Source organism: Klebsiella grimontii (assembly GCF_042137965.1).
In the GTDB taxonomy this organism is placed as follows: Bacteria; Pseudomonadota; Gammaproteobacteria; order Enterobacterales; family Enterobacteriaceae; genus Klebsiella; species Klebsiella grimontii.
Genome location: NZ_CP169721.1, coordinates 4,154,745 through 4,175,798, shown reverse-complemented (window position 1 = coordinate 4,175,798; position 21,054 = coordinate 4,154,745). Strand labels below are relative to the sequence as shown.

Genomic DNA, 21,054 nt, shown 5'->3' with positions numbered 1-21,054 from the left:
GATATGAACCGTGTCACTTTCAGCGTGGTCGCCATCATGTTATTAGCGTCAGCAACAACTTTGCCGTTTGTGTTAAATGCCGGATTTGGTCAGGCGCCGCAGGGCGCGCAGCTCAGCCTGGTGGAGCAGTCTCCGCACTATCGCGACGGCCAGTTTCACAATCAGCTTCCGACGCCTGGGTTTACCGGGCAAAAAAATATGCTGGCCGCGTGGTGGGAATTTCTGGTCGCCAAACGGGAAAACGCCAGACCTGCCCAGCCGCTGCCGCTGGTGAACACCGATCTGGCCAGCCTGCCGTTAGGGCAGGACGCGATGGTCTGGCTGGGGCACTCCTCGTGGTATCTGCAGCTGGCGGGCCAGCGCATCCTGATTGACCCGGTGTTTAGTCGCTATGCGGCGCCGTTCTCGTTTATTAATAAGGCCTTTGCCGGGGATTACCCGTGGCACGCTGAGGGCATGCCGGAGATCGACCTGCTGATTATCTCGCACGATCATTACGACCACCTCGATTACGCCACCATTAAAGCGCTGATGCCGAAGGTCAAGCGGGTGGTGACGCCGCTGGGCGTCGGGTCGCATCTGCGCTACTGGGGAATGGAGAGCGCGATAATCAGCGAGGCGGACTGGAATCAGTCGGTTCAGGTGAGCGGTGAGCTGACGGTGCACGTCCTGCCGGCGCGCCACTTTTCCGGCCGCGGCCTCAAGCGCAACCAGACCCTGTGGGCCAGCTTCATGTTCGTCACCCCGCAGCAGAAAATTTACTACAGCGGCGACAGCGGCTACGGCCCGCACTTTAAAGCCATCGGCGAACAGTTTGGCGCGGTGGATTTGGCGATCATGGAAAACGGTCAGTATGACCAGGACTGGAAGTACATCCACATGATGCCGGAAGAGACGGCGCAAGCCGCTGACGATGTGCGCGCACGCGCGGTGTTGCCGGGCCATGCCGGGCGCTTCGTGCTGGCAAAACACACATGGGACGATCCGTACATAAGGCTGGCGGAGGCCAGCACAGGGCGACCGTGGCGACTGCTGACGCCAATGTTGGGTGAGCCGGTTTGGGTCGCTGATAAAACGCAATCATTTAACGCCTGGTGGCGCTAACGATGAGAGTGGTTCAGGAGGATAGAGGACATATGACTATTTCCGCTCAGGTCATTGATACTATCGTCGAGTGGATTGATGATAATTTGCATCAACCGCTACGTATCGACGATATTGCGCGCCACGCCGGTTACTCGAAGTGGCATTTGCAACGGCTGTTTTTACAGTACAAAGGGGAGAGTCTGGGGCGCTATATCCGCGAGCGTAAGCTGCTGCTGGCGGCGCGCGATCTGCGCGATACCGATCAGCGGGTCTACGATATTTGCCTGAAATACGGTTTTGACTCGCAGCAAACCTTTACCCGTATCTTCACCCGCACGTTTAACCTGCCGCCGGGCGCCTACCGTAAAGAAAACCACAGCCGCGCGCACTGAAAGCGTCCGCCGGGGGAAGACCGGCGGACGTTTTTCTTACCAGGCGTAGTTCACCGTCGCCGTCACCGTCCGACCAATGCCGTAGAAGCAGGCGCTATCGCTGGCGCAGGAGGCCACGTATTTGGTATTGGCGAGGTTGTTGACGTTGAACTGCACTTTCGCCCCTTTCAGGCTCGAATTCAGCTCGCCTAACTCATAGCTGACCATGGCGTCGTACAGATCCACTGCCGGTACCTTAAACGTGTTTTTCGCATCGCCGTAGCTGGTGCCGATATAGCGTACGCCAACGCCCGCGGTCAGGCTTTTTAACGCGCCGTCCGGCAGGGTATAGCTGGTGAACGCCGAAGCCATATGGGTCGGAATGCGTGCCGGCGTTTTCCCTTCGGTACCGACGACGGTGGTATTGACGGTTTCCGCGTCGGTGTAGGTGTAAGACGCGATCAGATTGAGGTTATCGAAAACCGTCGCGTGCGCTTCGGCTTCAACGCCTTTCGAGCGCACTTTACCGCTGTTTTCAAACCACCCGGCCGCGCTGTTGTAGGTCGCGACGTTGCTCTGCGTCAGATCGTACAGCGCGAGGGTCATCAACGCGTTTGGGTCAGGCTGGTATTTCAGACCCACCTCAACCTGTTTGCCTTCGCTGGGATCGAATGGTCCGACGCCCGGTGCGCGGTTGGTTTGCAGGTTAGGTTCGAAGGAGGTGCTGTAGCTGATATAGGGGGAAAGACCGGAATCAAAGGCGTACAGCAGGCCGGTGCGCCAGGTGAACTTATTATCATTCTGCTGGGTGCCGCTGGCGTCGGTAAAATCGGTGGTGCGCACTTCCGCCCAGTCGTAGCGCCCGGAAACTAACAGTTCCCAGTTCCGCCAGCTCAGCTGATCCTGAACATACACCCCGGTCTGGTCGAGATTTTGCTGTTCATTAGTGGCGGGACTGAAGGCGCTTTCATCGACGTTAACCCCGTAGCTCGGGCTGCGCCAGTCGATATCGTACTGCGAGCCGCCGGCCCGACCAAGATACTGCTTATCCTTACTGGTTTTGTAATCCACACCGCCAATCACCGTATGCGCCACCTGACCGCTGGCGAACTGCGCTTCAAGCTGGTTATCGATGCCAAACTCATCGGTCTGGCGCTGTTCATGCTGGGCGCGGCGGGAGAGTACCGAGCTGTTGGCGGCGCTGGTGGAGTAAACCAGGTAGCGATACTTCTGTTTGATGGTGGCGTAGCGGGCATTCTGGCGCAGAGTCAAGGTATCGTTGAGCTGGTGCTCAAATTCATAGCCAATCATCGTTTGTTCACGCCACGACTGGTTGTAGCTGGGATCGCTGACGTTAAAATCGCGCGGAATATAGCTGCCGTCGACGCTTTCCACGGTACCGTAACGCGGCAGGAAGTTACGGTAGCCGGCGTCCGGGTCTTTCTGATAGCTGGTTAACAGGGTAAAGCGCGTGGCGTCATTAGGATACCAGGTGAGGGCGGGAGCGATAGCCATCCGCGTCTCTTTATAGTCATCGATCTGGTTATTCTGGGTGCGGGCGATCCCGTTCAGGCGATAGAGCAGGTGGCCGTCATCGCTCAGCGTACCGCCAACGTCGAAAGCGCCTTCGGCGAGGTGGTTATTACCGGTACGGAACTGCACCTCATGAATCGGCTGGCTGGTCGGTCGTTTGCTGGTCATGCTAATCAGCCCGCCGGGGTTGACCTGACCAAACAGCACCGAGGCCGGGCCGCGCACCAGCTCGACGCGCTCCAGCAGCCACGGGTCGAACGTGCCGGTTTGCGACGAGGCGGTGGCGCCGTAGCTCAGGCCATCAAGGAATTTGGGCACGTAGCTGAAGCCGCGTACGAATACCTCGTCGTTGCGGTTAGATGAACCTCGGTATTCGGTAAAAACGCCCGCGCTATAGCGCAGCGCCTGGGAAACCGAGGTGACGTCCAGCGCCCGCATTTGATCGCGGGTGACCACCGATACCGACTGCGGCGTTTTGACGATCTCCGCGGCGGTCTTTGTTGCCGACAGCGTTTTTGTCGCCACGATTCCCTTCAGCGGCGCGGTGGGATCCTCGCCGCTGCCGGCGGTGACGACGATCGTTTCCTCCGCCGCCAGCGCCAGCCCGCCAAACAGAGATGCCGCCACGCCCGCGGCCCAGAAAGCTGTTATCTTATTATATTTAAACATGTTTATTTTTTATCCTTGGTTGAATCGCCATCAAAAAACGCCCACGTCGAGGGGAATCGACCGACGCCTATCATTAACGGCGTTAATGTTATTGCAAATGGTTATTATTTGCATTAGCGTTATTAACAAATTCTTACAAGGAAATTTCGGCTAATGAAGACGGCGTGGAGCGGCCTGCTGATTGGCATGAGTACCCTACCGGCGGCGGCAATGAACTGCGAATCTCCCTCGTTACAGGGTGAACTACAGGGGAAATTCGACGCCAGCGGCGAGGTCTGTTTTGACCTGCCGACATTGGGCGAGAACTACGTCGCGGCGACCCTCTCCGGCGTCACCGATGCCCGACTGCTGGATGACAATAACCGCCGTCTGCGCACGCTGCTGGCGGGCGGTCCGGCGGACGGCGAGCAAACCCTGCTGTTTTCTCTGCCGGTACACCGCGCCTCATCGCTGGTGCTGCACGGCGAAGAAGGTGCGCGCTGGCGCTTTCAGTGGCAGATGCGGGAAACCACCGCGCTGGCCAAAATTCAGCCGCTGGATCCGGTCAGCCCGCGCCTGCAGCGGCTGAAGCGTGAACTGGCGGCGGGAGGTTCAACGGCGCATTTCTGGCAGGAGCGCGAGCGGGAAGGGACGCCAATGGTGGAACCGGTGGACGCCGGCCATAAGCGGGTAACTTTCCTGTGGCGCGGGGCGAGCCGCAACGTGTTTATTCTGGGTTCGCCGGCGGGGGATCACGATCCGCTGTTTCGCCTCGGCGATTCTGACGTCTGGTTTCGCAGCTACGTGGTGCCCGCCGATACCCTCATGCAGTATAAGCTGGCCCCGGACGTGCCGCAGGTAACCGGCAGCGCGCGGGAGCAGCGGCGGGCGATTCTGGTCAGCGCCCAGGCTGACCCGCTCAACCCGAACAGCGTCAATGCCGCCCACGACCGCTGGAATCGCTACTCTCTGCTGGCCCTCAACGCCGCGCGTTTTTGCACCGCCCAGCGGATGGCGCAGCCGCTCCGCTACGGAACCTTAACCCGCCATCAGCTGCGCAGTGACTTTCTGCAAAATACGCGGGAAGTGCTGATTTATCGCCCGCGGTTGCCGCAGCCCGCGCGCTGGACCCTACTGCTCTTTGACGGCAAAACTTACCAGCACGAGTACCGCCTCGCCAACGTGCTGGATGCCCTGATCGCCAGCCATCGGCTGCCGCCGATCAACGTGGTGTTTATTGATAGTCTCGATCATCCGCGACGGGCGAAGGAGCTGCCGCCAAATCCGCACTTCGCCGATTTTATGGCCCATGAGCTGCTGCCGTGGCTGCGCCGCCAGGGACTCAGCCTGAGTCGGCAAAAAACCGTGGTCGCCGGCTCCAGCTACGGCGGGCTGGCCGCGTCCTGGGTAGCGCTGCGCTATCCGCGACAGTTTGGCAACGTATTGAGCCTGTCCGGGTCATACTGGTGGGCGCCGCAAGGGGAGGAGGCCAGCTGGCTGACCCGCCAGTACCAGCAGTCGCCGCGCTATCCGGTGCGATTCTGGCTGCAGGCGGGGAAATTCGAAACCAACGGGCCGGACGGCGGCATTTATGCCAATACGCTTGAATTTGAGCAGGTGCTCAAAGAGAAGGGCTATACGGTGAGCTTCCATCCCTCCTCCAGCGGCCACGATTACGCCGCCTGGTGCGAAGCGCTGATCAGCGGTATGCGTGACCTGACCGGCCTAGCGCTCAACGGAAAACCAGCGACGCCAGACCCAGCGCAGCAGCAGATATTCAACCGCGCCCAGCGCTAAAAACCACAGGCAAAAGATCAGGGTATAAAGCTGGTTGAGATCCATCAGATGGAATGTCGCCACCAGCTTTTGCGCCAGCGTCAGGCCCAGCGAGGGCGCCGGCAGCAGCAGGCAGGAGAGCAAAGCCAGCAGCAAAATGCCGGCGGCGCTGAGGAGCGTTTCTAGCGGATGTTTCATTATTTGTTAATCATCAGTTAAAAACATATTGTCCGGTAAAAAGAGAATCAATGCAATATCGTTTCGTACGCAATCATATTACGCCTTAAGTATTATATTTAAACGTCCTCGCTTATTCTCATGTTAATTATTTTGGCACTATTTGTGATTAAGTTAATTACACCGTAATGTAAATTAACGTCATTATTAAGCCAGCGCTTTTACAAAAGTATAGGTGCTATATCCCACCAGAGTCGCGATAATAATGGCCAGCAGGATGTACAGTACCAGACGGCGTCCGCGGTAGATTCCAAACATAGTAGACCTCGTTTAGTTTTGGTTTATTAATATTCTGCAATAGTTGTTTTATAGAATTAACTTACCATAAATTTTGTATTTGCGAGAGATTAAATATTGCGCAAGCTTAAATTATCTCCGCTGTTTAAAATTTTTCTCATTGGCCCGGAATGATTCCAGGCTTTCCGCCTCACGGAATTTTAAGGGAGATATATTTTGACCAAAACGATCAAAACTAATAATACCACCCCCTCAGGGGATGTCGCGCCACGCCGCGCATATCAGCAGACGGTTGATGCGGTGCTGGCGCAGACTAAAAGCCATGCCAGCGGCCTCAGCGCCGCCGAAGCCGCAGAGCGTTTGAAAACCTTCGGCCCCAACGCCTTGCCGGAGAAAAAAGGCAAGCCGGCCTGGCTGCGCTTCCTTGCCCATTTTAATGACGTACTGATTTTTGTCCTGCTGGCCGCCGCCGCGCTCACCGCGGTCATGGGCCACTGGGTCGATACGCTCGTCATCCTTGGCGTCACGGTGATCAACGCCCTGATCGGCCATATCCAGGAGAGCAACGCCGAAAAATCGCTGCAGGGCATCCGCAATATGCTCTCCAGCGACGCGCGCGTGCAGCGCGGCGGCAAGCATGAAACCATTCCCACCCGCGACCTGGTGCCGGGCGATATCGTGATTCTGCGCGCGGGCGACCGCGTCCCTGCCGATATGCGCCTGATTGAGAGCCATAATCTGCGGGTTGAAGAAGCGATTCTCACCGGCGAGTCGACGGTGGTGGATAAAACCACCGACGCGCTGGAAGGCGAACTGCCGCTGGGCGACCGTACCAATATGCTCTTCTCCGGCACCACCATCAGCGCCGGCGGCGGCGTTGGCGTGGTGACCGCAACCGGTCAGGAGACCGAGCTCGGCCACATCAACCAGATGATGGCGGGGATTGAGAAGCACCGTACGCCGCTGCTGGTGCAGATGGATAAGCTCGGCAAAGCGATTTTCGTCATTATCCTCGCGATGATGGCCGCACTGTTCGTCTTCAGCCTCGCGCTGCGCGACATTCCTCTCGGCGAGCTGCTGCTCTCCCTGATTAGCCTGGCGGTGGCCGCCGTGCCGGAAGGTTTACCGGCGATTATCTCGATTATTCTCTCCCTGGGCGTACAGGCGATGGCGCGTCAGCGGGCGATTATCCGCAAGCTGCCGACGGTGGAAACCCTGGGTGCCATGACCGTGGTGTGCTCGGATAAAACCGGCACCCTGACGATGAACGAAATGACCGTCAAAGCGATCATCACCGCCGACTGCTGCTACCGCGTCGAGGGCGACAGCTACGAGCCTCAGGGTAACATCTGCCTGGAAGGCAGCAACGAGCCGGTGCAGATTAAAGCGGGCAGCGTGCTGGAAACCTATTTGCGCACCATCGACCTGTGTAACGACAGCCAGATGATTCAGGACGAGCGCGGCCTGTGGGGCATTACCGGCGGGCCAACGGAAGGGGCGCTGAAGGTGCTGGCGGCGAAAGCGCGGCTTGCGCCCGTCGACGCGCGGCTGGTCGCGAAGATACCGTTCGACTCGCAGTATAAATACATGGCGACCCACCAGAAAATGGGCGACGTCGAGCAGGTGCTGATTACCGGCGCGCCGGACGTGATTTTTGCCCTGTGCCGCCAGCAGTTGAGCAAGCAGGGGGCGGTGCCGTTTGAGCCTCAGTACTGGGAAGAGGAGATGGCGCGCTTTGCCCGCCAGGGCCTGCGTATGGTCGCCGCCGCCTACAAACCGGCCAACGTCGGCAGCACCACGCTGACCCACGACGATCTGCGCGAAGGTCTGGTGTTCCTCGGCATTGCCGGAATGATGGACCCGCCGCGTCCGGAAGCGATTGACGCTATCCACGCCTGCCAGAACGCGGGGATCCGCGTGAAGATGATTACCGGCGACCACCCGCAGACGGCGATGAGCATTGGCCAGATGCTGGGGATCACCAACAGCAGCCAGGCGATGACCGGCTACCAGCTGGAGCACATGAACGACGCCGAGCTGGCGAAAGCCGCCGTTGAGTACGATATCTTTGCCCGTACCAGCCCGGAGCACAAGCTGCGCCTGGTGAAAGCGCTGCAGGGTAACGGTGAAGTGGTTGGCATGACCGGCGACGGCGTCAACGACGCCCCGGCGCTGCGCCAGGCCGACGTCGGGATCGCCATGGGGATCAAAGGCACCGAGGTGACCAAAGAGGCCGCCGACATGGTCCTGACCGACGACAACTTTGCCACCATCGCCAGTTCGGTCAAAGAGGGGCGTCGGGTCTACGACAACCTGAAGAAGACCATTCTGTTCATCATGCCGACCAACCTGGCGCAGGGGCTGCTGATTATCATCGCCCTGCTGGCGGGGAACATCATTCCGCTGACGCCGGTGCTGATTTTGTGGATGAACATGGCCACCTCCGCGACGCTCTCCTTCGGCCTCGCGTTTGAAGCCGCCGAGCGCAACGCCATGAACCGTCCGCCGCGTAAAACCGGCCAGCACGTTATGGACGCCTTCGCCGTCTGGCGCGTCGCCTTCGTCGGCACGATGATTGCCGTGGCTGCCTTTATTCTGGAAGCCTGGCTGGCGCCGCGCGGCCACAGCCCGGAGTTTATCCGCACCGTCCTGCTGCAGATGCTGGTTACCGCACAGTGGGTGTACATGATTAACTGCCGCAGCAGCGACAGCTTCTCGCTCAACATGGGGCTGCTGCGTAACAAAGGCATCTGGCTGGTGAGCGGCGTACTGCTGCTGATGCAGCTGGTCATCATCTACGTACCGGTGATGCAGACGATGTTTGGCACCGAAGGGCTGCCGCCGCGCTACTGGTTCATCACGCTGGTCATCGGTATCGCGATGTTCCTGGTGGTCGAAGTTGAGAAACGCCTGACCCGTCGTTTCCGTAAAACCGCGTAGCGTGTCTGACCCGCCCGGCGTCCCTTCTCCTGCGGGGGAGGGACGCCGCATCGTCGTAAGGAATTCCCCATGAACAAGATCATCCGCTCCGCCCTGCTGGCCTGCGGCCTGGCAGGCTACGCGCTCGCCGCCGCCGCCGCGCCGGCCGTTCCGGTCCGCGTCGTCACCGTGGAACAAGCGCCGCACGCCGGCGAACGGCAAATCTCCGGCCGCGTCGAGGCCATTCACTCCGTCGATATTCGCGCCCGCACCGAAGGGAAGATTGTGCAGCGCCACTTCCAGGATGGGCAGTACGTCAACCAGGGCGATCTGCTGTTTACGCTGGATGACGCCCAGCCGAAAGCCGCGCTGGCGCTGGCCCAGGCCGAACTGAAGAGCGCGCAGGCGTCGCTACGCCAGGCCCAGCAGCTGCTGAGCCGCTACCAGCAGCTGATCAATAACCACGCGATCGGCCGCAACGACCTTGATACCGCGCAGATGCAGCGCGATGTCGCCGCTGCCGCCGTGGAGCAGGCCCGGGCGCGCATTGCCGCCCAGCAGATTACGCTCGGCTACACCCGCATTACCTCGCCGGTCAGCGGACGCGTCGGCCATAGCCCGTTTCACGTCGGCAGCCTGGTGAACCCCGCCAGCGGCGTGCTGGTCGATGTGGTTCAGCTCGATCCGATTCGGGTGGCGTTCTCGCTGGATGAAACCGCCTTTTTCGCCAAAGCGGGGCAGCACACGGATATTGCCGCGCTGAAGGAAGCGTGGCTCGCGCAGGTGGATGTCGATGGACGGCGTGAAGACGGCGTTCTGACCTCCGTCGATAACCGTATTGATAGCCGCACCGCCAGCGTGGCGCTGCGCGCTGAATTCGCTAATCCGCAGCACCGTCTGCTGCCCGGCGGCAACGTCACCATTTTCTTCCGCCCGCGGCAGCTTCAGGAGAGCCCGATGATCCCGGCGGCGGCGATGCAGCAGGACGCGCAGGGCTTTTACAGCTGGGTGCTGACGGCGGACAACACCGTGACGATGCGCCGCTTGACCCCCGCGGGGCAGCAGGGGCAGCAGTTCGCGGTGGCGGAAGGCCTCCTCCCGGGCGAGCGCGTGGTGACGGAGGGCGCCCAGCGCCTGCGTGACGGCGCAGCCGTTCAGCTGCTCAACTAAAGAGGGAGAGAAGATGCTCACGTTTTTTATCCGTCGTCCGCGCTTTGCGATGGTGATTGCGCTGCTGATGACCTTCGTCGGCGCGGTCTCGCTGAAGCTGATCCCGGTTGAGCAGTATCCGCAAATTACGCCGCCGGTCATCAACGTCAGCGCCAGCTGGCCGGGCGCCAGCGCGGCGGACGTGGCGGAAGCCATTGCCGCGCCGCTGGAGACCCAGCTCAACGGCGTCGATCATATGCTGTACATGGAGTCTACCAGCTCCGATGAGGGAACCTACAGCCTGAGCCTGACCTTTGCCGCCGGTACCGATGCCGATTTAGCCGCGATCGACGTGCAGAACCGCGTGTCGCAGGCGGTGGCGCAACTGCCTGCCGACGTGCAGCAAAACGGCGTTCAGGTGCGCAAGCGGGCGACGAACCTGCTGATGGGCGTCAGTCTTTACTCGCCGCTCGGCACGCTGTCGCCGCTGTTTGTCAGCAACTACGCCAGCACACAGGTGCGCGAGGCGTTGGCGCGTCTGCCGGGCGTCGGGGAAGTGCAGATATTCGGCGCGCGCGACTACAGCATGCGTATCTGGCTGCGGCCCGACCGCATGAACGCGCTGAATATCACTACCGATGATGTTTCCCAGGCGCTGCGCGAGCAGAACGTGCAGGGCGCGGCGGGGCAGGTGGGGACGCCGCCGGTGTTTAACGGCCAGCAGCAGACGCTGTCCATCAACGGTATTGGTCGACTGAGCGACGCCGCCGGTTTCGGACAAATTGTGGTTCGCAGCGGCGACCGCGGCCAGCTGGTGCGCCTGTCCGACGTAGCGACTATCGAGCTGGGCGCGCGCAGCTACAGCTCCGGCGCGCAGCTCAACGGCAAAGACTCCGCTTATCTCGGCATCTATCCGACGCCCACCGCTAACGCCCTACAGGTCGCCAGCGCGGTGCGCGCCGAGCTGACCCGGCTGCATGCGCGTTTCCCGGCGGATCTCACCTGGGAAGTGAAGTTTGATACCACCCGCTTTGTCGCGGCGACGATCAAAGAGATCGGCGTGTCGCTGGCGCTGACCCTGCTGGCGGTGGTGGTGGTGGTCTCGCTGTTTCTGCAGAGCTGGCGGGCGACGCTGATAGTCGCGCTGGCGATCCCGGTTTCGCTTATCGGTACCTTCGCCGTGCTCTATGCGCTGGGCTACAGCGCCAATACCCTGAGCCTGTTCGCAATCATTCTCGCCCTGACGATGGTGGTGGATGACGCCATCGTGGTGGTGGAGAGCGTGGAAAGCAAAATGGCGGAGGGGCTGGCGCGCGGCGCGGCAACCGCCGAGGCGCTGCGGCAAATCGCCGGGCCGGTGATCGCCACCACCCTGGTGCTGCTGGCGGTGTTTGTGCCGGTGGCGATGCTGCCGGGGATCGTCGGCGAGCTCTATCGCCAGTTCGCGGTGACCCTATCGACGGCGGTGACTTTGTCGAGCGTGGTGGCGCTGACCCTGACGCCTGCGCTGTGCGCGCTGCTGCTGCGTCCGCGGCCGCAGCAGCCAGCCGCCATCTGGCGCGGTTTTAACCGCGGTCTGGATACGGTGCGCGATGGCTACGGGCGTCTGGTCGGGAGGATGAATCGTCGCCCCTGGCTGGCGCTGGCGGCGACGACGGCGGCGGCCGGGGTGGTGGTGTTTAGCTTCACCACCATGCCGAAGGGATTTCTGCCGCAGGAAGATCAGGGTTATTTCTTTGCCAGCGTACAGCTGCCCGAAGCCGCCTCGCTGGAGCGTACCGAAGCGGTGATGGCCCAGGCGCGCGAGCTGCTGAAACTGAATCCGGCGGTTGAGGATGTGATTCAGGTCTCCGGTTTTAATATTCTCAACGGTACCAGCGCTTCAAACGGCGGGTTTATCTCGGTGATGCTGAAGGACTGGCACCAGCGGCCGCCGCTGGAGGCGGTGATGGAAAAAGTGCAGGGCCAGCTGATGGGGCTACCGGAGGCGACGATCATGACTTTTGCGCCGCCGACGCTGCCGGGGCTGGGCAACGCCTCCGGATTTAATTTACGCATCTTGGCCCAGGCCGGACAATCGCCGGCGGAGCTGGAGCAGGTGACGCAGCAGGTGCTGCGGACGGCCAACCAGTATCCGCAGCTGAGCCGGGTATTTACCACCTGGAGCAGTAACGTGCCGCAGCTGACGCTCACCGTTGACCGCGACCAGGCGGCCCGGCTGAACGTACCGGTGGCGAGGATTTTCAGCAGCCTGCAAACCGCGTTTGGCGGCACTCGCGCCGGCGATTTCAGCATTAACAATCGTGTCTACCACGTGGTAATGCAAAACGAGATGCAGTGGCGCGAGCGGGCAGAGCAGATAAGCGAGCTGTACGTGCGCAGCGACAGCGGCGAGCGGGTTCGCCTGAGTAATCTGGTGACGATTACGCCGACGGTGGGCGCGCCGTTTATTCAGCAGTATAACCAGTTTCCGTCGGTATCGGTGAGCGGGTCGGCGGCCGAAGGCGTCAGCAGCCGGACGGCAATGGCGGTGATGGAGCAGATTTTACAAGCGAACCTGCCCCACGGTTATGATTACGCCTGGAGCGGCATCTCCTGGCAGGAGCAGCAGACCGGTAACCAGGCGGTGTGGATTGTGCTGGCGGCGGTAGCGATGGCGTGGCTGTTCCTCGTCGCCCAGTATGAGAGCTGGACGCTGCCGGCGAGCGTAATGCTGTCGGTGCTGTTCGCCATCGGCGGGTCGCTGCTGTGGCTCTGGTGGGCCGGGTACGCCAACGATGTGTACGTGCAGATAGGGCTGGTGCTATTGATCGCGCTGGCGGCGAAAAACGCGATTTTGATCGTCGAGTTTGCCAGGGCGAAGCGCGAAGAGGGAATGTCGATCGTCGACGCCGCCCGCGAAGGGGCCACCCGCCGCTTCCGCGCGGTGATGATGACGGCGGTTTCTTTTATCATCGGGATTGTGCCGATGATGCTCGCCACCGGCGCCGGGGCGCAGAGTCGGCGGATTATCGGCACCACGGTGTTCAGCGGCATGCTGGTGGCGACGGTAATCGGCATTTTGTTTATTCCGTCGCTGTACGTGCTGTTCCAGCGCCTGCGCGAGTGGGGGCATCGCCGGATGTAGATGCCTCGGGCACGGTGCCCGGAAATCCCGGGTCGCGGCGTAAACGCCTTACCCGGGCTACTCCTCCGCAGACGGCTGGAAACCCGTAGCCCCGGTAAGCGCAGCGCCACCGGGGAAATCGGTGCAGAATATTGCCGGGTTGCGAAACACCCCCGCAGACGATGTTTTGCCGACTATCTACTCTCCACCGCGATCATGGTGACGAACGGATGATACTGCCACGGCACGCTATCGCCTTTCTGGTACATCTTCGAAATGGTGCCGTCGAGATAGAGCATCTGGCGCACGTTGAGCTTCGCCTGCGCGTAGCAGGCGAAATCGTAGAAATTGGTTTCACGCGCGCTGAGCATAAACACCACCTTGCCATCGCCGGTGATGCCCACGCCGTTACGCAGCTTGCGCGAGCTGGCGGATGGCTTCAGTCGCCAGTTGATCTTGCCGTTTTCAATCAGCATTGGGCCCGACTGCACGGCGTAGCGGATGGCCGGCGACGCCCTGAATTTATTGATGCTGACAATCCCCGCGTTTTGCCCGCGCAGATAAAACACCCCGCCGGGACGAATAAAAAAGTTGCCGCCGCCGGAGGCGCGGTTAAGCGGGGTCAACTGCCGACCTTTCTCGATATACAGCCCCAGCGGCGCGTAGGCTTTATCATAAATTCCGCCGTTCATCGCCATCTGCACCTGCCCGTCGCGGTTGATATCCCCCAGCAGCGAGCGCAGCGATCCCCAGGCTTTACCGTCCTCTTTCTGCCAGTACATCACAATGCGTTCGCGCTGCGGATCGACGGTATAGCTTTGCAGCGTCAGGGACGGGTCGGTCAGCGAGCATGTCCCGCTGGCGAAGGCGGGCAGAGATAACAGCAACAGCGGCAGAAGTGATGGCAAGCGCACGGCAGGGTTCCAGACAACCAACGAGAGCGTGCAGTATAGCCTTTTATCGCCGCTACGCCGTCCAGATCTCGCAATGCTTTTGCACCAGTCCGATCAATGAACCGCCGTTGGCGACAAACTCGCGCATCTGCTGCGGCTCGCTGCGATGCTGCTTCGCCTGGCGCACCATCGCCTCCAGCGCGCTGTCGGCATTGAGCTTATGGGCGCTGGGCGCCAGCTTATCCGCCAGCTGTAAAATCTCTTCGCGCAATGTTCGCTGTTCGCCGCTGTTCACATCGGTATTGATCCCGTCGAGCCCATAGCGGCAGGCCTGATAGCGGTTGAAGGGGTAGAGCAGATAATCCTCGGGCTGATGCTTAAACGGCCGCTCCGTCAGCAGCCAGCAGGCGATGATCTGGATAAACCCGGCGATATTCACCGCCTGGCTAACCGTCAGCGGGGTATCCATGACCCGGACTTCGACAGTGCCAAAGCGCGGGCTGGGGCGAATATCCCAGTGCAGATCCTTCATGCTGTCGATCATGCTGGTATAGCTAAGGCGCCGAAACAGGCCGATGAAAGCCTGCCAGTTATTGACCCACGGCATCGGACCGTTATCGGGATAGGCGGCGAAAAGGTTAAGCCGCGAGCAGGCAAAGCCGCTATCGGTCCCGTCGAGCCAGGGCGATGCCGCGTTCAGCGCGATAAAATGCGGCACGAAGCGCGACAGGCCGTGCAGAAGATAAATGGCATCATCGCCGTTTTGACACCCCACGTGCACGTGCTGGCCGAAGATCGTCGCCTGCTTCGCCAGATAACCAAAGTGCTCGACGGTTTTCCGGTAGCGCGGGCTATCGCTGATCTGCTGGCGCTGCCAGCTTTGAAACGGATGCGTTCCGCCGCCGCAGATTTGTACGTGATGGCGGGCGGCGGCACGAAGCACCGCCTGCTGAACCGCGCTCAGCTGCGCCGTCGCCTGGTGGATGTCGCGGCAGACGCCGGTGGCGATCTCCAGCATGCTTTCGGTAATGTCATGCTTGGCCTCGCCCGCTTTCAGCGTACCCTGGATCTCGTCAATCAGCGCGGAAGAGTCCTGGCTTAAATCAAAGCCCGGCGGGTTGACGACCTGGAGCTCCAGCTCGATGCCGAGGGTAAACGGCTCGGAGCGGTGAAAATCAGGTAACGGCATGGCGACTCCCTCTTTCTCTTTATCAAGAAGTATAGAAGACAACGCCTCAAACTGATGATTTGCCGAAGATTATGAATTTATTTTATAAAAAGTGACGTCACGTGATGATTCCTTTGCGTAAAAAGTTAGGCTGGTGCAATCCTGCAACAGAATTCCCGCTGGCGGTGCAAAAAGATAAGGTGATTTTATTTTTCAAGTAAAATCATAGGGATGTTATAAGTCATTCTTATTTTATAAGCCATTTCACACTTATTTTCCGCGCGTTCAGAACTGGTATGTATCTTGCCTGTTAAATAGCGACTTTTATTTAACAGGGACAATGTGATGCTGAAGACAAAATTACTTTCGCGTAAACGCCATCTCGCCGTTGCTGTTAGCGGGGCATTGGCGCTGTTTGCCTCTGTGCCGACTCAGGCCTCAACCCTGCGGATCGCCATGACCGCCGCCGATATCCCGTTGACCCTCGGACAGCCCGATCAGGGTTTTGAGGGCAACCGCTTTACCGGCATTCCGCTTTACGACGCCCTGGTTGAATGGGATCTGTCGCAGGGAGAGAAACCCAGCGGCCTGGTGCCGGGGCTGGCGACCGAGTGGCACGTTGACCCGCAAAATCAAAGCCGCTGGATTTTCACCCTGCGCCCGGGGGTTAAATTTCACGATGGTTCTGCGGTCAACGCCGACGCCATCGTCTGGAACGTGGATAAGGTGCTGAATAAAGCCGCGCCGCAGTATGCGCCCGGCCAGATCGGCAACACGCTGTCGCGCATGCCGACTCTCACCGGCGCGGAAAAGATTGACGACCACACCGTGGCGCTGACCACCTCCGAACCGGACGCGCTGCTGCCATATAACCTCACTAACCTGTTTATCGTGTCGCCGACCGCGTGGCAGAAGCTGTACGACGCGGTGCCGTCGGGCACCGGCGATACCGCCGCGCGCAGTAAGCAGGCGTGGACCGAATTCGCCGCCCACGCGGTGGGCAGCGGTCCGTTCAAAATGGAAAAACTGGTTCCCCGCCAGCAGCTGATCCTCGATAAAAACCCCGACTACTGGAACAAAGATCGCATTCCGCGGGTGGATAAAGTGGTGCTGATCCCGCTGCCGGAAGCCAACGCCCGCACCGCGGCGCTGCTCTCGAAGCAGGTGGACTGGATCGAAGCCCCGGCCCCGGATGCGGTCGATCAGATTAAAGCCCAGGGCTTTAAAATCTACGCCAACACCCAGCCGCACCTGTGGCCGTGGCAGTTCTCCTTCGAAGAGGGCTCGCCGTGGAAAGATATTCGCGTGCGCAAAGCCGCCAACCTGTGCCTGAACCGCGCGGAGCTTAAAAGCTATCTCGGCGGCTATATGACCGAAGCGACCGGCGTCTACGAGGCCGGCAGTCCGTGGCGCGGTAAACCTACCTTCCAGATCAAATATGACCCGGATACCGCCCGCAAGCTGATGACCGAAGCCGGGTATAGCGCCGGGAAACCGCTGCACGTCACGGTCGCCACCTCGGCCTCCGGCTCCGGGCAGATGCAGCCGCTGCCGATGAACGAGTACATCCAGCAGAGCCTGAAAAGCTGCTTCTTTAACGTCGATATTAAAGTCAACGAATGGAACACCCTGTTCACTAACTGGCGCCTCGGGGCGAAAGATCCCTCCGCGAAAGGGATCGACGCGATCAACGTTAGCGCCGCGGTTAACGATCCCTATTTCGGCATGATCCGCTTCTCCACCGCGAAGGCCTTCCCGCCGGTGGCGACCAACTGGGGCTACTTCTCGACCCCGGAAACCGAAAAGCTGGCGGCGGCGGTGAAGCACGCGTTTACCCCGGCCGAAATGGATAAAGCCGCCGGCGAACTGCACGCCGCGCTGGTCGATCAGGTGCCGTTCCTGTTCGTCGCCCACGATGTCGGACCACGGGCGATATCGCCAGCCGTCACCGGAGTGGTGCAGCCGCAAAGCTGGTTTATCGATCTCAGTCTGGTGAGCAAAAAAGAGTAATCGACACGGGAGCAAGAGATGATCAATACCCTGCTATATCGCATCCTGCTGGCCGTCCCCACCATGCTCGGGGTGGCGGTGATCTGTTTTATGCTGGTGCAGATAGCGCCGGGCGATCCGCTGGTATCGGTGATGCCGCCGGACGCCTCGGAATCGCTGCGTCAGACCTTAATGCAGGCCTACGGCTTTGATAAACCGCTGCCGCTGCAGTTTGTGCACTGGCTATGGCGGGCGCTGCACGGCGATCTGGGGATGTCGGTCGCCACCGGGCGTCCGGTCATCGATGAGGTGATGACGGCGGTCACTTACTCTCTGCGTCTGGCGCTGCTGGCGACGGCGATCGGCTTTGTGCTGGGCAGCCTGTTTGGTTTTGTCGCCGGTTACTTTCGTAACAGCATTATTGACCGTCTGGCCTCGGTGCTGTCGGTGTTCGGCGTCAGCGTGCCGCACTACTGGCTGGGGATGCTGCTGGTGATCGTTTTTAGCGTCAAATTCGCGCTGCTGCCGGCGACCGGCGGCGGGCCAATCGGCGAAGTGGGCTGGCAGTGGGACTGGGAACACCTGCAGTTTATGCTGCTGCCGGCCTTCACGCTGTCGGTGATCCCGACCGGCATCATCGCCCGCACCGTTCGCTCTCAGGTGGCGGATATTCTCAGCCAGGAGTTTATCGTCGGCCTGCGCGCCCGGGGGCTCAACGAATCGCGGATCTTTCTGCACGTGGTGAAAAACGCCGCGCCGACCGCGCTGGCGGTGATGGGGCTGCAGGTCGGCTATCTGATGGGCGGCTCGATTCTGGTGGAAACCGTTTTTTCCTGGCCCGGCACCGGCCTGCTGCTGAACACCGCCATTTTCCAGCGCGACCTGCCGTTATTGCAGGGCACCATCTGGGTACTGGCGCTGTTCTTTGTGCTGCTCAATCTGCTGGTGGATATTCTGCAAACCAGTCTCGACCCGCGAATTAAGAGGAGCTAACGATGGTGGATACCGTGACGACTAAAGGCATTGCCGTCTCCGCCACGACGGTCGCCAGACAAGGCTACTGGCGCGGCGTGTTTCGCCGCCTGCTGCGCGACCCCGGCGGCGTATTCGTTGGCGCGATCATCCTCGTGCTGTTGACGCTGGCGCTGTTCGGCCCCTGGCTTATCGTCAAAGACCCGTACCAAACGTCGATGTTTTTACGCCTCAAGCCGATCGGTACCGACGGCTTCCCGCTGGGCTCCGATGAGCTCGGGCGCGACATGCTATCAAGGCTGATTCTCGGCACCCGGCTGTCGCTATTTATGGGGATTGTCCCGGTAGTGTTCGCTTTTTTTATCGGCGGGGCGATCGGCATTATCGCCGGCTATGCGGGCGGTAAAACCAATACCCTGATTATGCGCACCGTGGACGTGTTTTACGCCTTTCCCTCGGTGCTGTTGGCGATCGCGCTCTCCGGCGCGCTGGGGGCGGGCATCGGTAACGCGCTGCTCTCGCTGACCCTGGTGTTCGTGCCGCAGGTGGCGCGTATCGCCGAAAGCGTCACCGCGCAGGTCCGGCATATGGACTACATCGACGCCGCCCGGGCCACCGGGGCCAGCGCGTTCACCATTATTCGCGTGCAGGTGCTGGGCAACGTGCTGGGGCCGATTTTCGTCTTCTCCACCGGACTCATTTCGGTGTGCATGATCCTCGCCTCCGGGCTCTCTTTTCTCGGCCTCGGGGTTCGCCCGCCGGAGCCGGAATGGGGACTGATGCTGAACACCCTGCGTACGGCGATTTATACCCAGCCGTGGGTAGCGGCGCTGCCCGGCCTGATGATTTTTATCACCTCCATTTCGTTCAATATCCTCGCGGACCGCCTGCGTGCGGCAATGGCGATTAAGGAGTAAGCGATGCAACCCTTTATCAATATCGATCTCGGCGGACCGGCGCAGCCGCTGCTGAAGGTCAACAACCTGCTGAAGCATTTTCCCGCCGGCGGCGGCAAAGCGCGTGAAGTGGTGCAGGCGGTGGACGACGTCAGCTTCGCGGTGATTAAAGGCGAAACCCTCGGCGTGGTGGGGGAGTCGGGCTGCGGTAAATCCACCACCGCGCGGCTGCTGATGCAGCTGCTCAAACAGGATAGCGGGGAGCTGATCTTCGATGGCCTGGAGGTGGGCTCATCGCGCCTGCCGATGAAAGCGTATCGCCGCCAGGTGCAGATGGTCTTCCAGGATAGCTACGCGTCGCTCAACCCGCGTATGACCATGGAAGAGAGCATCGCGTTCGGCCAGCGGGTACACGGCGTCAGCGCCAAAGAGGCCAGCGAATACGCCCGCTATCTGCTGGCGCACGTCGGCCTTGAACCGGAACGTTTTGCCCACCGTTATCCGCACGCGCTCTCCGGCGGCCAGCGCCAGCGCGTGAATATCGCCCGCGCGCTGGCGATGAAGCCCCGGCTGGTGATCCTCGACGAGGCTGTCTCGGCGCTGGATAAATCGGTGGAAGCCCAGGTACTGCAGCTGCTGCAGGAGTTGAAGCGGACGCTGGCGCTGACCTATGTGTTTATCAGCCACGATCTGCACGTGGTGCGCTGGCTGTCGGACCGCATTCTGGTGATGTATCTCGGCGAGGTGGTGGAGATTGGCCCGGCGGAGCAGCTGTTTACCGCCTCGGCCCACCCCTATACCCGGGCGCTGTTAAGCTCGATGCCGTCGATGGACCCGCATAATCGCACCTTAACCTCTGCGCTTAACGGCGATCCGCCCAGCCCGATTTCGCCGCCTTCCGGCTGCCGCTTTCATACCCGCTGTCCGCACGCCAGAGCGGTGTGCGCCGAGGTGAAACCGACGTTGCAAAGCGTCGGCGAGGGGCACCAGAGCGCTTGTCTGATGGCGCAGCCCGCGTCGCCCTGGCATCAAAATATCGCCATTCAGGAGGTCAGCCATGTCGCATGAAGCCTACGTCCATATCCGCGATCTGCGGGTTGAGTTCCGCCGCGACGGTCAGACGGTCAACGCGGTCAACGGCGTCTCCTTTGATGTGCAAAAGGGCGAGGTCATGGCGCTGATCGGCGAATCTGGCTCCGGGAAAAGCGTGACCCTGCGCGCCCTGATGCGGCTGCATCCGCCGAAAAGCAGCGTGCTTTCCGGCACCCTGAAGGTCGGTGAGGAAGAGGTGCTGACCATGAACGCCGGGCAGCTGCGGCGCTACCGCGGCGCGCGCTGCGCGATGATTTTCCAGGAGCCGCTGCTGGCCTTCGACCCGGTCTATACCGTGGGCCAGCAGATTGTCGAAGGGCTGCGTCGTCATGAAGGCCTGTCGCGGCAGGCGGCGCGGGAGCGGGCGCTGGAGGCGCTGCGCCAGGTGCGTATTCCGAGCCCCGAGCGGCGGCTGGATGCTTACCCGCACGAGATGTCCGGCGGAATGCGCCAGCGGGCGATGATCGCCCTCGCGCTCTCCTGCAACCCGCAGCTGCTGTTGGCGGATGAGCCGACCACCGCCCTCGACGCCACGGTGCAAATCCAGATCCTGATCCTGCTGCGTGAGCAGCAAAAGCAGCGCGATCTGTCGATTATATTTGTGACCCACGATATTGGCGCGGCGGTGGAGATCGCCGACCGGGTGGCGGTGATGTACGCCGGGCGCATCGTCGAAGAGGCGTCGATTGAGGAGATTCTGTATCGCCCGCGCCATCCTTATACCCAGGTGCTGCTGGGCAGCCGTCCGAAAGAGGGGTTGAAAAAGGGCGATGCGCTGCGCTGCATTCCCGGCTCGCCGCCGGATCTCTCGCGCCTGCCGCCGGGCTGCGCGTTTGCCGAACGCTGTCCGCACGCGCGTCCCGCCTGTACGCAAAGCCAGCCGGCCACCGACCAGGCCGGGCCGCGTCACGTGGTGAGCTGCCATCGCTGGCGCGAGCTGAGCCCGTCCGTTGAAAACCAGGCGCTTTACGCCTGAAGCCAG

At 60.8% G+C, this 21,054-nt stretch carries 15 protein-coding genes; 11 read left to right on the top strand and 4 right to left on the bottom strand.

Annotated elements, in window-relative coordinates:
• Positions 1-3: 3 nt before the first annotated feature.
• Together ACE3MN_RS19625 and ACE3MN_RS19620 are read left to right on the top strand one after the other, a co-directional pair.
• On the top strand, positions 4-1,104 hold the full coding sequence (locus tag ACE3MN_RS19625; protein WP_049103412.1) for an MBL fold metallo-hydrolase: 1,101 nt from the start codon (positions 4-6) through the stop codon (positions 1,102-1,104).
• Between the two features lie 32 nt (positions 1,105-1,136).
• On the top strand, positions 1,137-1,478 hold the full coding sequence (locus ACE3MN_RS19620; RefSeq protein ID WP_004130221.1) for a RamA family antibiotic efflux transcriptional regulator: 342 nt from the start codon (positions 1,137-1,139) through the stop codon (positions 1,476-1,478).
• Between the two features lie 36 nt (positions 1,479-1,514).
• Here ACE3MN_RS19620 and ACE3MN_RS19615 read toward each other — a convergent pair whose 3' ends face one another.
• Complete coding sequence (locus tag ACE3MN_RS19615) at positions 1,515-3,659, bottom strand: TonB-dependent siderophore receptor (RefSeq protein WP_004135359.1); 2,145 nt, start codon at positions 3,657-3,659, stop codon at positions 1,515-1,517.
• Between the two features lie 153 nt (positions 3,660-3,812).
• On the opposite strand from ACE3MN_RS19615, the gene ACE3MN_RS19610 reads away from it, so the two are divergent.
• Positions 3,813-5,435, top strand: a complete 1,623-nt coding sequence (locus ACE3MN_RS19610; RefSeq protein ID WP_049086050.1) for an esterase family protein — start codon at positions 3,813-3,815, stop codon at positions 5,433-5,435.
• Here the strand turns inward: ACE3MN_RS19610 and ACE3MN_RS19605 are convergent.
• The gene (locus ACE3MN_RS19605; protein ID WP_004135363.1) at positions 5,364-5,612 is read right to left on the bottom strand and encodes a DUF1158 domain-containing protein; all 249 of its coding nucleotides are present in this window, start codon (positions 5,610-5,612) and stop codon (positions 5,364-5,366) included. The two genes, ACE3MN_RS19610 and ACE3MN_RS19605, sit on opposite strands and share 72 nt — an antisense overlap.
• Positions 5,613-6,104: 492 nt before the next feature.
• On the opposite strand from ACE3MN_RS19605, the gene ACE3MN_RS19600 reads away from it, so the two are divergent.
• From ACE3MN_RS19600 to ACE3MN_RS19590, 3 genes are all read left to right on the top strand, one after another.
• Positions 6,105-8,828: a cation-transporting P-type ATPase gene (locus ACE3MN_RS19600; protein WP_024358871.1), complete on the top strand. Its 2,724-nt coding sequence runs from the start codon at positions 6,105-6,107 to the stop codon at positions 8,826-8,828.
• 69 nt (positions 8,829-8,897) lie between these two features.
• Positions 8,898-9,977, top strand: a complete 1,080-nt coding sequence (locus tag ACE3MN_RS19595; protein WP_049088993.1) for an efflux RND transporter periplasmic adaptor subunit — start codon at positions 8,898-8,900, stop codon at positions 9,975-9,977.
• A gap of 13 nt (positions 9,978-9,990) precedes the next feature.
• Complete coding sequence (locus tag ACE3MN_RS19590) at positions 9,991-13,083, top strand: efflux RND transporter permease subunit (RefSeq protein WP_024358869.1); 3,093 nt, start codon at positions 9,991-9,993, stop codon at positions 13,081-13,083.
• Positions 13,084-13,256: 173 nt separating this feature from the next.
• Here the strand turns inward: ACE3MN_RS19590 and ACE3MN_RS19585 are convergent, their stop codons facing one another.
• Entirely contained in the window at positions 13,257-13,976 is a 720-nt protein-coding gene (locus ACE3MN_RS19585; protein ID WP_024358868.1) for a phosphodiester glycosidase family protein, read from the bottom strand.
• Positions 13,977-14,028: 52 nt separating this feature from the next.
• Positions 14,029-15,144 (bottom strand): YbdK family carboxylate-amine ligase, encoded by a 1,116-nt coding sequence (locus tag ACE3MN_RS19580; protein ID WP_024358867.1) that lies wholly within the window; start codon positions 15,142-15,144, stop codon positions 14,029-14,031.
• 324 nt (positions 15,145-15,468) lie between these two features.
• Between ACE3MN_RS19580 and ACE3MN_RS19575 the strand changes: the two genes are divergently transcribed.
• The 5 genes from ACE3MN_RS19575 to ACE3MN_RS19555 are packed head-to-tail and all read left to right on the top strand — an operon-like array spanning position 15,469 to position 21,048.
• Positions 15,469-17,133, top strand: coding sequence for an ABC transporter substrate-binding protein (locus tag ACE3MN_RS19575; RefSeq protein WP_004130238.1), 1,665 nt, complete (start codon positions 15,469-15,471; stop codon positions 17,131-17,133).
• 18 nt (positions 17,134-17,151) lie between these two features.
• Positions 17,152-18,105: an ABC transporter permease gene (locus ACE3MN_RS19570; protein ID WP_004100013.1), complete on the top strand. Its 954-nt coding sequence runs from the start codon at positions 17,152-17,154 to the stop codon at positions 18,103-18,105.
• A 2-nt stretch (positions 18,106-18,107) separates the two neighbouring features.
• Positions 18,108-19,001 (top strand): ABC transporter permease, encoded by an 894-nt coding sequence (locus ACE3MN_RS19565; protein ID WP_004132151.1) that lies wholly within the window; start codon positions 18,108-18,110, stop codon positions 18,999-19,001.
• Positions 19,002-19,004: 3 nt separating this feature from the next.
• Positions 19,005-20,048 (top strand): ABC transporter ATP-binding protein, encoded by a 1,044-nt coding sequence (locus ACE3MN_RS19560; RefSeq protein WP_004132154.1) that lies wholly within the window; start codon positions 19,005-19,007, stop codon positions 20,046-20,048.
• Entirely contained in the window at positions 20,038-21,048 is a 1,011-nt protein-coding gene (locus ACE3MN_RS19555) for an ABC transporter ATP-binding protein (RefSeq protein ID WP_024358866.1), read from the top strand. The genes ACE3MN_RS19560 and ACE3MN_RS19555 overlap by 11 nt, the downstream gene beginning before the upstream one ends.
• Positions 21,049-21,054 lie beyond the last annotated feature (6 nt).

Coding starts and splice junctions, on each gene's coding strand:
- ACE3MN_RS19575 (WP_004130238.1), top strand. CDS start 15,469: ATGCTGAAGACAAAATTACTTTCGCGTAAACGCCATCTCGCCGTTGCT.
- ACE3MN_RS19570 (WP_004100013.1), top strand. CDS start 17,152: ATGATCAATACCCTGCTATATCGCATCCTGCTGGCCGTCCCCACCATG.
- ACE3MN_RS19555 (WP_024358866.1), top strand. CDS start 20,038: ATGTCGCATGAAGCCTACGTCCATATCCGCGATCTGCGGGTTGAGTTC.
- ACE3MN_RS19590 (WP_024358869.1), top strand. CDS start 9,991: ATGCTCACGTTTTTTATCCGTCGTCCGCGCTTTGCGATGGTGATTGCG.
- ACE3MN_RS19595 (WP_049088993.1), top strand. CDS start 8,898: ATGAACAAGATCATCCGCTCCGCCCTGCTGGCCTGCGGCCTGGCAGGC.
- ACE3MN_RS19580 (WP_024358867.1), bottom strand. CDS start 15,144: ATGCCGTTACCTGATTTTCACCGCTCCGAGCCGTTTACCCTCGGCATC.
- ACE3MN_RS19625 (WP_049103412.1), top strand. CDS start 4: ATGAACCGTGTCACTTTCAGCGTGGTCGCCATCATGTTATTAGCGTCA.
- ACE3MN_RS19560 (WP_004132154.1), top strand. CDS start 19,005: ATGCAACCCTTTATCAATATCGATCTCGGCGGACCGGCGCAGCCGCTG.
- ACE3MN_RS19620 (WP_004130221.1), top strand. CDS start 1,137: ATGACTATTTCCGCTCAGGTCATTGATACTATCGTCGAGTGGATTGAT.
- ACE3MN_RS19615 (WP_004135359.1), bottom strand. CDS start 3,659: ATGTTTAAATATAATAAGATAACAGCTTTCTGGGCCGCGGGCGTGGCG.
- ACE3MN_RS19605 (WP_004135363.1), bottom strand. CDS start 5,612: ATGAAACATCCGCTAGAAACGCTCCTCAGCGCCGCCGGCATTTTGCTG.
- ACE3MN_RS19565 (WP_004132151.1), top strand. CDS start 18,108: ATGGTGGATACCGTGACGACTAAAGGCATTGCCGTCTCCGCCACGACG.
- ACE3MN_RS19610 (WP_049086050.1), top strand. CDS start 3,813: ATGAAGACGGCGTGGAGCGGCCTGCTGATTGGCATGAGTACCCTACCG.